Annotated in this window: 14 protein-coding genes; 3 read left to right on the top strand and 11 right to left on the bottom strand. The window is 37.3% G+C overall.

The features are described from left to right. Position 1: 1 nt before the first annotated feature. Entirely contained in the window at positions 2-901 is a 900-nt protein-coding gene (locus tag CINF_RS06785; protein ID WP_179974992.1) for a DnaJ C-terminal domain-containing protein, read from the bottom strand. A gap of 161 nt (positions 902-1,062) precedes the next feature. Here CINF_RS06785 and CINF_RS06780 point away from each other — a divergent pair, with 161 nt between their 5' ends. The 3 genes from CINF_RS06780 to CINF_RS06770 all read left to right on the top strand — a co-directional run bounded on the left by CINF_RS06780 (position 1,063) and on the right by CINF_RS06770 (position 4,293). After that, positions 1,063-2,478, top strand: coding sequence for a Do family serine endopeptidase (locus CINF_RS06780; RefSeq protein WP_179974991.1), 1,416 nt, complete (start codon positions 1,063-1,065; stop codon positions 2,476-2,478). 65 nt (positions 2,479-2,543) lie between these two features. Then, on the top strand, positions 2,544-3,155 hold the full coding sequence (locus CINF_RS06775; RefSeq protein WP_179974990.1) for a M48 family metallopeptidase: 612 nt from the start codon (positions 2,544-2,546) through the stop codon (positions 3,153-3,155). Positions 3,156-3,225: 70 nt separating this feature from the next. Continuing rightward, on the top strand, positions 3,226-4,293 hold the full coding sequence (locus tag CINF_RS06770; RefSeq protein WP_179974989.1) for a tyrosine-type recombinase/integrase: 1,068 nt from the start codon (positions 3,226-3,228) through the stop codon (positions 4,291-4,293). Between the two features lie 36 nt (positions 4,294-4,329). Here the strand turns inward: CINF_RS06770 and CINF_RS06765 are convergent, their stop codons facing one another. The 10 genes from CINF_RS06765 to CINF_RS06725 form a co-directional block, all read right to left on the bottom strand. Further along, entirely contained in the window at positions 4,330-5,379 is a 1,050-nt protein-coding gene (locus CINF_RS06765; protein WP_179974988.1) for a phosphonoacetaldehyde reductase, read from the bottom strand. Between the two features lie 58 nt (positions 5,380-5,437). Further along, positions 5,438-6,637, bottom strand: a complete 1,200-nt coding sequence (aepY, locus tag CINF_RS06760) for a phosphonopyruvate decarboxylase (RefSeq protein WP_179974987.1) — start codon at positions 6,635-6,637, stop codon at positions 5,438-5,440. An 8-nt stretch (positions 6,638-6,645) separates the two neighbouring features. Next, positions 6,646-7,380: a TylF/MycF/NovP-related O-methyltransferase gene (locus CINF_RS06755; protein WP_420808751.1), complete on the bottom strand. Its 735-nt coding sequence runs from the start codon at positions 7,378-7,380 to the stop codon at positions 6,646-6,648. Next, entirely contained in the window at positions 7,377-7,547 is a 171-nt protein-coding gene (locus CINF_RS09005; RefSeq protein ID WP_240156105.1) for a hypothetical protein, read from the bottom strand. Before CINF_RS09005 ends, CINF_RS06755 begins: the two co-directional genes overlap by 4 nt. Before the next feature lie 55 nt (positions 7,548-7,602). Next, on the bottom strand, positions 7,603-8,925 hold the full coding sequence (gene aepX, locus CINF_RS06750; RefSeq protein WP_240156104.1) for a phosphoenolpyruvate mutase: 1,323 nt from the start codon (positions 8,923-8,925) through the stop codon (positions 7,603-7,605). 274 nt (positions 8,926-9,199) lie between these two features. Then, positions 9,200-9,721, bottom strand: coding sequence for an adenylyl-sulfate kinase (locus tag CINF_RS06745; protein ID WP_179974986.1), 522 nt, complete (start codon positions 9,719-9,721; stop codon positions 9,200-9,202). After that, a complete protein-coding gene (locus CINF_RS06740) occupies positions 9,718-10,509 on the bottom strand; it encodes a phosphocholine cytidylyltransferase family protein (RefSeq protein ID WP_179974985.1) in 792 nt (263 codons plus the stop codon). The genes CINF_RS06745 and CINF_RS06740 overlap by 4 nt, the downstream gene beginning before the upstream one ends. Continuing rightward, complete coding sequence (locus CINF_RS06735) at positions 10,506-11,126, bottom strand: gamma-glutamyl-CDP-amidate hydrolase (RefSeq protein WP_179974984.1); 621 nt, start codon at positions 11,124-11,126, stop codon at positions 10,506-10,508. Before CINF_RS06735 ends, CINF_RS06740 begins: the two co-directional genes overlap by 4 nt. After that, the gene (locus CINF_RS06730) at positions 11,117-13,477 is read right to left on the bottom strand and encodes a PEP-utilizing enzyme (protein WP_179974983.1); all 2,361 of its coding nucleotides are present in this window, start codon (positions 13,475-13,477) and stop codon (positions 11,117-11,119) included. Before CINF_RS06730 ends, CINF_RS06735 begins: the two co-directional genes overlap by 10 nt. Positions 13,478-13,493: 16 nt before the next feature. Further along, positions 13,494-14,267, bottom strand: a complete 774-nt coding sequence (locus tag CINF_RS06725; protein ID WP_179974982.1) for a class I SAM-dependent methyltransferase — start codon at positions 14,265-14,267, stop codon at positions 13,494-13,496. Positions 14,268-14,303 lie beyond the last annotated feature (36 nt).

Here is a 14,303-nt window from a genome sequence, read left to right as displayed (position 1 = left end):
TTTATAGCCTTTCTTGGAGTAGTTTTTTTAGCTCTAAATCAAGAGTATTAACATCTGGTAAAACCACGCTCACGCTAAGATATAAATCGCCAAAGATCCCGCTTTTGCGATTTGGCACGCCATAGCCTTTGATGCGGATTTTTTGAGCGTTTTTTGTGCCAGGGGCGATTTTTAAACTCACATCTTTTTTAAAGGTATGAACGCTTATGCTACCTCCAAAAAGTGCTGTTTTTAACGGCACTTCAAGGTTTGCGTATAAATCATCTCCATCGCGTTTAAAATTTTCATCTGTTTTGATTTTTACCATTAAAATAGCATCGCCATTTTGCCCTTTATAACTTCTGCCCTTGCCTTTTAGCCTAAGTTTTTCGCCATCATTAATGCCTGCTGGGATTTTAAAACTAATGGCAACTCCATTTATATCAATGCTTTTTTTAGCGCCATTTACAGCATCTTCTAAACTTATGCTGATTTCATAATTTATATCCAAGCTAGCGCCAGCATTCATTCTATTATTAAAGGCGAAATTTTGCCCACTAAATCTATCAAACTCAAATCCCCCAAAACCATCTTGGCTAAAACTTGCTCGCTTTTTGCTACTAAAACCGCCACCAAAAATACTATTTAAAATATCATTTATATCAGCACCATTGCCTTGATAAAATTTGTGAAAATCTTGCCCGCCAAACATTGAATCGCCGTGCGTGTCGTATTGTTTTCTTTTATTTTCATCGCTTAAAATTTCATAAGCGGCGTTGATTTCTTTAAATTTTTCTTCGGCACCTTCATCTTTATTTACATCAGGATGATATTTGCGTGCTAATTTGCGGTAGGCTTTTTTGATCTCTTCGCTACTTGCGCCTTTTTGGACACCTAGGGTTTCGTATAAGCTGTTATTCATATTGCTTTTACCTCACTTATAATTTTTGCGCGTGATTATATCATAAAACCTTAGTCAAATTTACTCAAGTTTTTAAAATTTTTGGTATTTATTTTACATTTATTTGCGATTTAAGGCTAATTCTTATAATTGCAAAACATTTTTTAATAAAGGATTAAAATATGAAAAAAGCATTTTTATCTTTGTTTATGTGCGGGATTTTAAGCGCGGCTAGCATTAGTTTTAAAGATGCACCTAGCGATTATGCGCGCTCTAATCCGGCTGATTATGGCGGAGTGCTAAGCTTTTCTAGCTCCATAAGTGCTGCAAAAAAATCAGTAGTAAATATCTCCACATCTCGCACAATCAAAACTAATTTTCACGCTCTAAGCCCTTTTAATGATCCGTTTTTTGAAGAATTTTTTGGCTTTAAATTTAATACCCCACAAAATCAAAAAAGCCAAAAAACAAGCGGTTTAGGCTCAGGCGTGATAATCTCAAATGACGGCTATATCGTAACAAATAACCATGTGGTTGAAGATAGCGATGAAATAAGCGTAACAATGCTAGATAGCTCAAAAGAATATAAAGCCAAAATCATCGGCACAGATTCTAAAACGGATTTAGCAATTATTAAAATTGAAGGCAAAGATTTTTTAGCCATTAGTTTTGCTGATAGCTCAAAACTGCTTGAAGGTGATGTTGTATTTGCTATTGGCAATCCTTTTGGAGTAGGCGGGAGCATAAGTCAGGGGATAATCTCAGGCTTAAATAAAAATAATATTGGCTTAAATCAATATGAAGATTTTATCCAAACAGATGCGAGCATTAACCCTGGTAATTCAGGCGGTGCGCTTGTAGATAGTAGAGGCGCGTTAGTTGGCATAAACTCAGCCATTTTAAGCAGAAGTGGCGGTAATAACGGCATAGGTTTTGCCATACCATCAAATATGGTAAAAGATATAGCCCAAAAGTTAATTAAAGATGGCAAAATCACCCGTGGCTATATAGGCGTAAGTATTGGCAATCTCACAAACGATCAAAAAGAGCTGTATTTAAATAAAGAAGGCGCTTTAATAATGAGCGTCCAAGAAGGCAGTCCAGCCGATAAAGCAGGACTAAAACGCGGAGATTTAATAATTAAAGTAAATGATAAAATAATAGACAGCGCAACCAATCTTAAAAATTTCATCGGTGCCTTAGAACCACACAGCCAAATAAATATTTCATATGAAAGAGCAAATAAAATTGATAATGTGAGGGTGAAATTAGCAGATTTAGATGGCAACTCTTCTAGCATAAGTGCTGGAAATGCTAGTGTTTTTGGGCTAGAAGTAGCTAATCTAACAGATAATATCCGCAAGAAATTTCAAATCTCACAAAACGCAAAAGGCGTGGTAGTAACAAAAGTAGAAGATAATTCACAAGCTAAAAATGTAGGCTTTATGAAAGGCGATTTAATCGTGCAAGTAAATCAACGCGCCATTGAAAAAGTAAGCGATTTAAAAGCAGAGCTAACAAACACGCAAAAAATCGGCAAACGCTCGATGGTATGGATAATGCGCGGTGAAATGACAATGGGCTTAGTGCTTAAATAATTAGCCTAAAAATCTTAAAGCTTTTGGATTAAAAAGGCTTTAAGATTATTTAAAATTTTAAATATATGAAATTTTATGAATTTGAGATTAAAATATTTAAAAAAAATGTAAAATATCTGCGCTTGAAAGTGGCTAAAAATGGCGATATAAGCTTAAATGTGCCACTTTTTACCTCGCAAAAATCTGCTTTTGAATTTTTAGAATTAAATCTTAGCTGGCTACGCAAAACCACCGCCAAAATCAAGCAAAACTCCATAAACGCAAATGAAATTTTATATAAAGGCCAAAAATATAAGCTTAGTTTTGATGAAAATATAAATGGCGTAAAGATTTGGCTTTTTAATATCACCGCAAAAGATCAAGCAAGCTTACAAGATTATTTAAAAGAGCAGGCTAAAATTATGCTAAATGCGTATATATCGCATTATGCCAAGCTAATTAATAAGCCAATAAAGCGCGTAAGTTTTAAAAAAATGAAAACGCGCTGGGGTAGCTGTAATCACAAAAAAGCTTACATCAACTTAAACACCGCGTTAATTCATAAGGATCCAAAATTTGCTGAATATGTGGTGTTACACGAACTAGCACACTTGCGTTTTAATCATCATCAAAAAAGTTTTTATGATTATATAGCTAGTTTTATGCCAGATTATAAAGAGCGCATAAAACTTGCATAATTTAATAAAAACTCGCTATAATCGCATTTCTTTCAAATTTTAAATCAGCACCTTAGCCAAAAGAGATAAAATGAAATATAAACTTGATTGTAAAGAAAATTTTAAAGATAGCTTGCTTTTTTGGATTGCTCGCTTTGTAAAATATAAACTAACCACACTTTCAAATAAAGAATTACGCGAACCTGCCGTGCTAGCTAGCATAAACTACGAACTAACAAAAGGCGTAAAAAATATAAACCAGCTAGATGGCTTAGTAAAAAAAGCTAGAAATGCTGGACTAGCTGGCGTGAATACTTATTTTGCGCCACTTAAAAAAATTTATGAAGTTTTGGGTTTTTATGGCTTAACTAGCTTGGCACAAATCGATGAAGAGTTAATTAGCGAAGTGCTTGCAAGCACGACAGGCGCGCTATCAGATGCTAGCAAAAAAAATTTTCGTATGGCGACAATTAATTTTTTTAAATACCTTAGCCGCCAAAACGATGAAAACGGCAAGGCGCATGTTTATGATATAGAGCTAAAAAATTGGGGCGGAATTACTGGCAATAAGGGCGTGAAATTGCCTGAGTTTATGAATGAAGATGAGGTGCATAAATTTTTAAACGCCATTGATGAGATGGATTTTAAAAAAAATACCGCTAGAAATCGTTTGATTATTAAGATTATCATTTTTACAGGCATTCGCGTAAGCGAGGCATTAAATATAAAAAGGCGCGACATTACAGCAGATGGCGATATATTCACCATTCGCATACGCGCCAAGGGTAACAAATATCGCATTGTGATGATTAAAAGGCATTTGATAGAGCATTTAATTGATGAAATGGGGATAAATTATGCAAGTAGCGATGGCCTGCTTTTTACAAATTCCAAAGGCACGCATCTTACGCAAGCATATATTAGCCGTATTGTCGAGCAGGTGTTGTTTTGTGCTGGGATACGCAAGGAAAAAAACGGCGCGCATATGCTCCGCCATACCTTTGCTACTATGCTTTATAAAAAGCAAAAAGATTTAGTGCTAGTTCAAGAAGCGCTCGGGCATTCTAGCCTTGATACATCGCGCATTTACACGCATTTTGATAGCTCAAAATTACGCATTGCCGCACAAGTGGCTGAGGATTTGGATAAAAATGCTTGAAATTTTAAAATTTTAAAGATTAAAATTTTGTTTTAATTAAGGGTTTTTGAGTTTTGCTTTAACTAAGCTTATATCAAAAACGCCGTTTTTTGCACGCGAATTGAGTGTGCTAAAAATTTCATCGATAAATTCATCGTTTAAACCATAATCTTTTGGCAAAATAGAAATTTCAAGCTTGTCAAAGATTTGCAAAAGTTGTGGCTTAAATGGCGACAAAAGCACGAAAGCGTGGCTTTTGCGTGGTAAGCATTCTAAAAGCAAGGGCAAGCTAAAACTACACGCTAATCCGTGTGGCGTGCCAAAACGCATAGTCAGCGGATAGCTCAATGCGTGAGCTAGCGCGGTTTGTGTGTTAGAAAAAGCAAGTCCAGCGTAAATGCTTGCTAACATTAAATTTGAGCGAAGTTGAAGTGAGTGTAAATTTTGACTTAACTCCACTAAATCACGCAAAATAATCTCAATCGCCATCAGCGCGTAATGCGTGGAAATGGGGTTTGCGTTATTGTTCCAAATGGATTCAAAACTATGGCTTAAAGCATCAAGTGCCGTGTAGATAGTGGTTTGGCGTGGCAGACTTAGCGTCAAATTTGGGTCATAAATCGCCTCTTGTGGATAGAGAATCTCATCGTTTAAAGAGTGTTTAACAAAAGCGTCATTGTCCCACACGGTTGCCCAATGCGTGAGCTCGGAGCTAGTGCCAGAAGTAGTGGCAAAGGCAAAAAGTTTTTTGGGTTGTGATTTGATTGTAAAATTATCATTTTCAAAAACACTATCTACGCTTAAAAATTTCGCACTATCTATCACGCTTCCTCCGCCAAGAGCTATGATTGCATCAAAATCACATAACTTTGCCTTAATGCTTTGTAAATGCTTTATTTGCGGATTTGGCGTAATCTCATCAACAATGCCCGCAAGCTGTTTTGCAAGCACATTTTGAATTTGTGCGCTTAATCCTCTTTTGCTAAAACCCTGACTTGTGATGAGTAAAAATTTCGTATCTTTTAGCCTTTGGGCTAAATTTTCTACCGCTTCTAGCCATTTTACGCCAAAGTGGATTTTAACGGGGTTGTGGTAGTTAAACCGCATTTATTTTCCTTAAAAATTATCTTAAATTTTTTGCCATAAATTTAAAATTTAATTTATCCTAGCTTTCATTAAGCCACGCGCTAAATCTTTGTGCTACTTGTTTTGGCGCACTTTTAGGGCGTCCTAAATTCTTTTTGCTGCCCTTTGCGATTTGTAGGTAAATAAACCACGCACCGCCATTTTTTGCCTTTAAAAATTCTTGCAAAAACGCGGCAAATTCGCTTAAATTTCGCGCAACTTTTATTGTGCTATATTCACACGCCTTAGCCACTTGCGCGAAATTCACAAATGGGGCAAGATTAAACTGCCCGCCCGTGCTGTCGTGGCTTTGATTATTAAGCAAGATATGGCAAAAATTTCCCTTATTAGCAACCTTTGCGTAATAGCCATTGCCACTTAACGCACCAAGTCGCATAAGCAAGGCACTATCGCCGTCAATGGCGATGATTTTTTTGCTTGATTTAAGCGCGACACCAAGCCCCAAAGCACTCACACAACCCATAGAACCTACCATATAAAGCTGATTTTCTCTATCTTCTAGCTCATAAAGCTCGCGCCCGCATTTGCCTGTGGTGGCAAAAATAGCACAATCTTTGCTAAGATTTTGGATAATTTGTAAAGCTTGTAAGCGCGTAGGTTTTTGGCTCTCTTGCTCGCGCTCAAAAAAATCCACTGACGCAAATTCTTGTGATGATGAATTTTTCAAATTTAAATTCAGCGGATTGTTTGTAAGCGCTACTTTTTCAAAGCAATTATTGCGCACAATAAAGAAAAAACTTTTGTTTGATTCAAGCACCTTTTTAGCCCTTGTTAGTTGCTCGCACGCCACTTCAAATTGAGAGTCTAAAAAGGCGCATTCTACTTCGCAAATTTTAAGTAGCTTATCTGTGATACGCCCAAGCAATTCGTGCTGCGGTTCATCGGTGTTTTGCCCTTGCTCGTTTGGCTCGCCACGCAAAGAAACAAAACCAAGTATAGGAATTTCAAAGGTATGATTTAGGCTTGTTAAGGGCGAAAGTGCGTTTGAAAGCCCGCTATTTTGCATAAGCACCACGCCATAACGGCGCGTTTTATTACAAAGTGAGCTTAAACTAATCCCACTAGCCATTGCCACTGCTTCGCCTTCGTTGTTTGCCATTATAAAAGCGTTTTCGTTTATCGCCCAATTTATCAGCGGTGCAAGATAACTACACGGCACGCCGATAAAATCGCTAAATCCTAGCCCCTTTAACCTCGCACCAAAAACCTCTGTTTTCATTTTTTTCCTTAAATTTTAATGATTGCTATGCTTAAATTATCGCCTATGGGTAGCTTCTGAAAATTACAAAGCCCAAATTTATGCGCAAATTCATTCACAGCCTTTTTAACGCCCACATAACCAGCTGAAAAATACTCGTGGATTAAAATCACGCCTCCGCGAACCATTTTAGGATAAAAGAATTCTAATCCAGCCAAAATCGGCTCATACAAATCCGCGTCTAAATTCACAAAGCAAAACCGCTCATTTTCACAGCCTGCGCTACTTTGTGGAAACCAGCCTTTTTTGATAACGCATTGCTTTGGATAAGGCATTTTGCCTAGCACAAGTTCTACACTTGTATTTGAAAAGTGCTTTTTGCCAAGATTTGCGCCCATTTTGCCATCTTTGCTTTGGGTTAAATCCTTGTTCTCAAAGCCCTCAAAAGTATCAAACAAATAAAGCGTTTTGTCCTTAAAGCATTCATTGATACGCCGTGCAAAATCGCCACGATACACGCCTAGCTCTGCGACACTGCCCGCTAAATTTTGAGCGTTTATTTCTTTTGCAAAATCTTGCAAAAACGCCTCCCTTGCACGCACACTTAATTCAATGTGGCTGACATCGATTTTGTGGCGCGGGATTCCCATAGATTCAAGTTGCGCACGGATTTCATAAAATCCCGTAAAAGTGCCAACAATCACACTATCAAAATTTAGTGTTTTTAAAATTTCGCTTGTGTGGATTTTAAGCGGCTCGCTCAATGCGTTATCGCCCCCCCCCCCCCATTATTAAGCATTAGTGTAACGCTAGCATTTGCTTTAAGTGGGTCGTTGTCGATAAAACAAACAATTTCCTCGCCCTTGCCAGCAAGGTTTTGGGCGATTAGCCGTCCGCAGTTGCCTGCACCAAAAATCACAATTTTTGCCATTTTTATCCTTTAAATTTTAATTTACAAATTCGTGCTTTTATCCGCTAAATTGACACTATATTGTCCCGGGGATTAAAGATAAAATCTCTTTTACGCTCATACATTTAGACTCTATCTCTGCACTTTTGTCATTTTCTAAAATCCCTTGGGCTACTTCTTTCATCGCCACAAAGCCAGCTCTAAGTAAGTGGTTTGCATAGATGATGATATTTGCCCCAGCCTCGCCAAGTTCTTGCGCTGTGATTTCATTAAAACTTGTCGGCACGATTACGATGGGCGTTAGTGAATTTTTAGCTCGAAATTTAGCGATAAATTCTAAAATTTCATTTGGGCTTTTGTGGCGTGAGTGTATCATTATCCCATCAGCCCCCGCATCGACATAGGCAAACGCCCGATTTAGCGCGTCCTCCATTCCTTTGTCTAAAATCAAACTCTCAATCCTTGCTATAATCATAAAATCACTTGTGATTTGCGCTTCTTTGCCTGCGCGGATTTTGTCGCAAAAATCCTTTATATCATCTTGGGTTTGTGCTACTTCATTGCCTAAAAGTGAATTTTTCTTTAAGCCCGTTTTATCCTCGATGATACAAGCACTCACCCCCGTGCGCTCCAAACTCCGCACCGCAAAGGTAAAATGCTCGATTTTCCCACCTGTGTCAGCATCGTAAATAAGTGGCTTGGAGGTTACTTCAAAGATTTCATTTATGGTATTTAGCCTGCTTTGTAGCTCCACAGCCTCTATGTCTGGCTTGCCACGACTTGTTGAATCCGTCAAAGAACTGCTCCAAAAGCCGTCAAATTCAACCTTTGTGCCATTGCGATTAACAAAGGCGTTTTGGGCTATAAGTGCTGAAAGTGCCGAGTGTGTTTCTATAAAGCGCAAAGGGGTTTTAGCGCTAATAAGACGGCGCAAAAGTGAGAGTCTAGCATTAGTGCTAATGCCGATAGCGCGGGCATTTTCGTTTAACTGCGTGGAGCTAATGCCTTGCGTGTAGTGCGGCTCGATAAGCTCGCCACAACCTAGCTCGGCAAGTGTATCAAGCACATTTTGGCGCGTTTTAACCTGCGCTCCACTTTTCCAATCATCGCCGTGTATAACAAAAGCTGGCTTTAAAAGGCGGATATTGCCCTCATAGCTTAGCGTATCTTGTGGGATTACTCTATCAATTAGCGCGATGGATTCTAGCACGGCTTTGCGTTGCTCGTAATTCATATAAGGCAAGCGCTTATACGAAGCTATGGCTTTATCGGTAAGCAAGCCTACTACCACCTCGCCTTTTATCTTGCTGGCGTAATCTTTGGCGATTTTTAAGATATTGATATGTCCTGGGTGGATTAAATCAGCGCTCATTGCGACATAGACTATTTTACGTGGCATAGGATATTTCCTTGTTGCAATGCAAAAAGCTGTGTGAAAGGTTTTGCGGCGCATTTATTTGCAAACACGCAAAATTGTAGATTGTAATAATATAAATAAATGTAGTGTGCGGACTTACTCTCTCTCTCTCTCTCTCTCTCGTTTAGCCGGCCGCACAAAAATTTTATAGGCAAATTTTGATGTAATTTAAAATTTGTGTAAGTAGTTTTTAGGATAAATTTAATAATTTGTGAAGGTATTTTGCTAGTTTTATAATTTTGATTCATTTTTTTACCTATGATTTTAAAAATTTCTCAAACTCACTCAATATCAAGGCGCTTTTTTTGTCTAAATCTATTGTTTTGGTATTGTTTATTGTAAAATTTGGACTAGGCGTATCATAGGCAATATCAACGCCTACGACATTTGCTATTTCACCACTAAGTGCTTTTGTGTAAAGTCCTTTTTGGTCGCGTCTTTTTAGTTCCTCAAATTCACACTCAACAAAAACTTCAAAATAATTTTGCAAATTCGCGCGGTTAAATTCATACACTTCATTAAAAAGCGAAATCGTGCTAACGATAACAATCTGCCCTTGTTTGCTTAAAAAATTTGCTAGTTTTGAGCGTTTGATTGCCATATCAATACGCCCTTGTTTCTCATAAGAAAAATGCTCTAAAATCTCTCGTAATTCATCGCCGTCCAAATAAATAACATTGTCAAATTTTGCCTTTAAAAGTTCATTTAAAGCCCTTGCCAAAGTGCTTTTTCCGCTACCAGCCAAACCACAAAGCCATGTCACAGCACCTTTTTTCATTTCACAACCTCCACTTCTAAATCACTCTTAAAGTCTATCTCGCACCAGCCACCGCTAACTATCACTGCTTTTGCATTATGATATTTATCAATCAACGCTTGCAAAAAGCTCGTCATATAAATGTTATTATAAGGTTGTGTGTCAAAAATCGCATTTTTATCTAGGCTATCATAAAGGGCGATAACCTTATCCAAAAACTTATGTGAAAATTTAAAAAGTCCCATATATTGTGCTTGAATTTCATCTAAATTTTGGGGCTTTTTGCCAAGTTCTGTAATATAAAATTCCCCATTACAATCGCGCATTTTTAAGGTTTCAGCATCGCTTAAAATATCATCAAATCTCGCACTCCAAAGCCTTTTCCATTCTTTATCAACGCAAATTGCCATATCCGCATTTTTTTTACGCAGCGCCACAACACAAGGCGCAAAATACACAATATCTGCATAAGAAATGATAATGTCTTGTTTTTGTTTTTTGCATTCAAGCAAAAAATCCCTAGCGCAAAATAGCGAGTGGAGCATATTTGTGCTTGCGTAATCTTTGTTTTCAAAAAAGTGTTTTAAGCCGAAATTTTGCTCTAAATACTCGCGCAAAATTTCAAATTTATATCCGCCTACAACGGCGATTTCATCGCTTTTAAAGCCAGCATTTTGCAAGGCTTGTATCTCATAGTCTATAATCTTTTTTCCCTTATACTCTACCATCGTTTTTGGCACATTTTTGGTAAGTGGCATAAGGCGCGAGCCAAAGCCAGCTGCTAAAATCAACGCCTTTGCTACTTTCATTTTTGCAAACCTTTAAAATTTAAAATTTCGTGTTTAAATTGATTTAAAATCCTTGTATCATTTAAACCATTTTCCCGCTCAATATGCCACATAAGCGCGTAAAAGGGCAAATTCTTATGTTTAAACGCTTCGGTTGTTTTATCTTGTGCGAGTGCTAAACATTTTAAATCCGCACCCAAATTCGCAATCGCATAACGATGAAAAGAATTCACCCTAAACTCACTTCCCCAAATATCACGCACCAAATGCGAACCTATATGATTTTGACAAGGCTTTAATGTGCTGCCAAAAAAATGCGCCATAAACTGCGCCCCGCGGCAAATGGCTAAAACAGGCATTTTAAGCTCTATACAACGCTTTAAAATTTGTCTTTCATAATCATCGCGCATTTTATTTTCTATGCTTTCATCAAATTCGCTTAAATCATTTCCGCCACTTAAAATGCAAGCTTTTATCGCGCTTTCATAACTAGAAAATGGAATCTCAAAACACAAAGGCAGGGGCAAAAAGCCTTTAAATTCACTCTTAAAAAGATGTCCCCATTCTAATGCTAAAATTTGTCTTAACTCTTTGTAAGACTCTTGTGTTGCAAGTCTTTGAGAGATAGCTATAAACATAGTATTTGCTCGCTTGCACACTCAATTTGAATGATTTTTGCTTTGCTTAATTGCATAAATTTTTCTTCACCTACACCGATGACTGATGGCAAGGCAAGCTCGCTTGCACGGATTGCCATATGTGAGTTTGCTCCGCCATAGCAAGTAATTAGCCCAGCGATATTTTTAGAAAACAAATAATCATACCCAGGGTCAGCCGCCTTAATCAACACGATTTTTCCCTCTAAATTCTCATCATTTTCAAAGGCTATTTTAGCACTTATGCTTTTTTGAGTGATAAAATTTGGCAAAGAAGTTTGCGTAAAAAAGTGATATACTTGCTTTGGTTCATAAAGCAGTGGCGGGAGTTTGAGCGCAAGGGTGATTTTATACTCACTTTTGTGTCGCGCAATCTCGTCTAAAAACCGCTCTTTTGGGTTTTTAGGATAAAGAGATGAATACAGCGTAAAAATGCTTTGAATATCTAAATGCGCCATATTTTCTTTGTCTATATCATAATACGCGCCAAGTTCGCCTATGAGTTCTATCGCATAACTTAAAAGTTTGCTAAACTCAAATTTCACGCTTTCTCGTCCTTCTATAGCGTCTTTTAAAAAGCTAAAAAAGGCTTGCGAATCTATCTTTAAGCCATTTTGTGTTAAAAGCGTGTCTAATTCTTTCATTTTGTTAGAATCTAGCCTAAACGCTTTCTTTTTTGGTTTTTGCGTGTTTGTATGATATGAAAAGTATTTTTCAAACGCCTTGTCATAGCGCGGAGAAAGTATGTCATAAGTGCCAGCGCGCAAATGTCCAAATTGTGCTAAAAACTCATTTTTATTTTGTGCGTTTAAATTTACGCTTTGGGTTGAGAGTTTTTTGCTTATGGTGTTTAAAGAATTTAAAAAATCCTCTTTTTGTTTTTTGCTTAAAAAGCCTATTTCTACGAGCGAATTTAGCATTTGCATTGCTACAAATCCAGCCCTAGCCACACCAGCAAAAGGCAAAGTGCCGTAGCGTTTGCAACACTCCAAAAGCCAATAAATTTTATCTATTAAAGAATAATTTGAATTTTTAACACTTTCAAAAGCCACGCTTAATTTATGCGCCTTTGCGATATCCTTTCTAAATAATGAATTTTTAGGATTTATAATGTCATTTGTGAGATTTAAAAGCGCAAATTCAAGTCTTTTAATCTCGTTTTCATTAAAGCCATTTTGGAGTAATTTTTTAAGTTTTTTGGGGCTGTTAAAATCATAGCACGAATACACGATAAAAAATTCGATTTTATCGTGCAAATGTGGCGAATTTATAAGGCTTTGTAAATAGAAATTTACTAATTTTTCGGCAATTTTTTCATCTAAATCTTTTGGCACAAAAGAGTTAAAACTAAGTCGCACATCGATATAGGGCATTCCTAAAAACGAGTGCATTAAAGGGTGGCTTCGCAAGTCCCTATATCCGTAATTATCACGCTGATACGCCCAGATATTGTCCGTGATGATAGCTTTGTAAAGGCTAAGCCCAAGGCGTTTAGGACGAGTGCCGATGATTTCGGCAGGATTCCAATCAGGCATAATTCCAAAGATAAATTGCTCCCCAAGCACGCCCCATCTTTTTTCTTGTAAATTTTCTAACCTACGATAGAGCCTACCTAATGCTTCTTTTGGCAACGATTTGAATAAATTTAGTTTATTATTCATTACAAGTGGGCGCACTTGCAAACAATAAAGAATTTCTTTGTCTCCAAGATTTGCAAAGGCAAATTCTATATCCAAAAACTCACAAGAAAAAAGTTTTTCACACTCTTTTATCATCGCTATAAGTTGTGCCATTTTTTTGTCAGTGATTTTATCAATTTCATCTTTGTAAGCAAAAAAATTCTTACTTTCTTTACTGCTGCCATCTGTGATGGCGTTGCTGCTTCCGCTTTCATCATAAGATATGCAAAAATAAGGCGCAAAATTATCCTTATCCACGCTAAATGCCACGCCACAAGCGACAATGTTTTGTAAAAAGGGTTGAATCAAAATTTCATCATTGTCATTTGGCATAGAATTTGCAACCTCTTCTAAGGCATTAAACACAGCATTTTTATCATCGCTTTTGATATTTGCCTTGCTTAAAAATGCCCCAGCATTTGAGTGCGTGTGGCTATCCTCATCGCAAGATGATGAGCGGACAATAATGCGTTTGGAATTTAAAGCTTGAATTTTGGCAAAAATTTGTGCCTTATTTTTCTCTTCGTTTTCATCATCTTTTTTTGGCAAATCTTTTTTGCTTAAAATGAGTAATGGCAAAACCTCGCCATTACTCAAAAGCCCTTGCAATGCAAGCAAATTTCTGCCTTTGCTTTGGAATTTAAGCTTTTGCATTTTTGTCCTTTTGCTCTCACACCTTTTTCGCGCTCCAACACCTTGTGGTGTATTTTATGCGAAATTCATTTGGTAATTTTTCTTTAAATCTCTCACAAATTCGCGCAAATAAATCTTTGCCCGCATCAGTTTCTAAATCCCAATAAGGATTTTTTACACTCTGCCACGCCAAAATATAATTTTGCAAACTTTGCGTGAAATAAAAATCCTGCTCTAAATACGAAATTTCATCAAAAAGCTCTTTGTGCGCCTCAATAATAGGGCGTTGGTCTTCGCGTCTAATGCCACGCGTATAATCTGGCACAAATTCTTTGATGATGTTTTCTGCCTTTTCTTGTAAAGGGTCGTTTAAATCCCTGTGATTCCACATACAAGAAAAGTAACCATCATTTTTTAGCAACCTATGTGTTTGCTTTAACGCTTCGTTTCTATCCATCACATTAAAACTGCTGCCAAAGGTTACCCAGTCAAATGCGCCACTTTCTAAGCCATTTTCAAGCCCAGTAGCACGCACCCACTCTATATTTTGCCCCTTTGTGCGAGCAATGCCAATTTCTCGCATCGCATCATTTGGCTCTACTGCTATCACTTTTAAGCCCCTCTCACAAAGCATTATGCTTAGATTTCCTGTCCCAGCACCAATATCAGCAACTTTAAGCGAAGTTGCGCCTTTACTTACGAGCGCTATAAGCATATCAATGCTTTTTGGCGCGTAATTTGGGCGAAATTCATAAAATTTCGCGTGTTTGCTGTAATCCCACACATTTTCAACTAATTTTTCTTGTTTCATTTTGTCCCTTTTTTATTAAGAAAACCCAGCACAAAG

The sequence above is a fragment of the Candidatus Campylobacter infans genome (genome assembly GCF_013416015.1).
GTDB classification, from domain to species: Bacteria; Campylobacterota; Campylobacteria; order Campylobacterales; family Campylobacteraceae; genus Campylobacter; species Campylobacter infans.
Note: the sequence above shows the minus strand (reverse complement) of the source record. Positions and strands in the feature narration are given on the sequence as shown.

Bases quoted from the DNA above. Each gene is read 5' to 3' on its own strand.
- CINF_RS06785 (WP_179974992.1), bottom strand. From the start codon at position 901: ATGAATAACAGCTTATACGAAACCCTAGGTGTCCAAAAAGGCGCAAGT.
- CINF_RS06780 (WP_179974991.1), top strand. From the start codon at position 1,063: ATGAAAAAAGCATTTTTATCTTTGTTTATGTGCGGGATTTTAAGCGCG.
- CINF_RS06775 (WP_179974990.1), top strand. From the start codon at position 2,544: ATGAAATTTTATGAATTTGAGATTAAAATATTTAAAAAAAATGTAAAA.
- CINF_RS06770 (WP_179974989.1), top strand. From the start codon at position 3,226: ATGAAATATAAACTTGATTGTAAAGAAAATTTTAAAGATAGCTTGCTT.
- CINF_RS06765 (WP_179974988.1), bottom strand. From the start codon at position 5,379: ATGCGGTTTAACTACCACAACCCCGTTAAAATCCACTTTGGCGTAAAA.
- aepY (WP_179974987.1), bottom strand. From the start codon at position 6,637: ATGAAAACAGAGGTTTTTGGTGCGAGGTTAAAGGGGCTAGGATTTAGC.
- CINF_RS09005 (WP_240156105.1), bottom strand. From the start codon at position 7,547: ATGGCAAAAATTGTGATTTTTGGTGCAGGCAACTGCGGACGGCTAATC.
- aepX (WP_240156104.1), bottom strand. From the start codon at position 8,925: ATGCCACGTAAAATAGTCTATGTCGCAATGAGCGCTGATTTAATCCAC.
- CINF_RS06745 (WP_179974986.1), bottom strand. From the start codon at position 9,721: ATGAAAAAAGGTGCTGTGACATGGCTTTGTGGTTTGGCTGGTAGCGGA.
- CINF_RS06740 (WP_179974985.1), bottom strand. From the start codon at position 10,509: ATGAAAGTAGCAAAGGCGTTGATTTTAGCAGCTGGCTTTGGCTCGCGC.
- CINF_RS06735 (WP_179974984.1), bottom strand. From the start codon at position 11,126: ATGTTTATAGCTATCTCTCAAAGACTTGCAACACAAGAGTCTTACAAA.
- CINF_RS06730 (WP_179974983.1), bottom strand. From the start codon at position 13,477: ATGCAAAAGCTTAAATTCCAAAGCAAAGGCAGAAATTTGCTTGCATTG.
- CINF_RS06725 (WP_179974982.1), bottom strand. From the start codon at position 14,267: ATGAAACAAGAAAAATTAGTTGAAAATGTGTGGGATTACAGCAAACAC.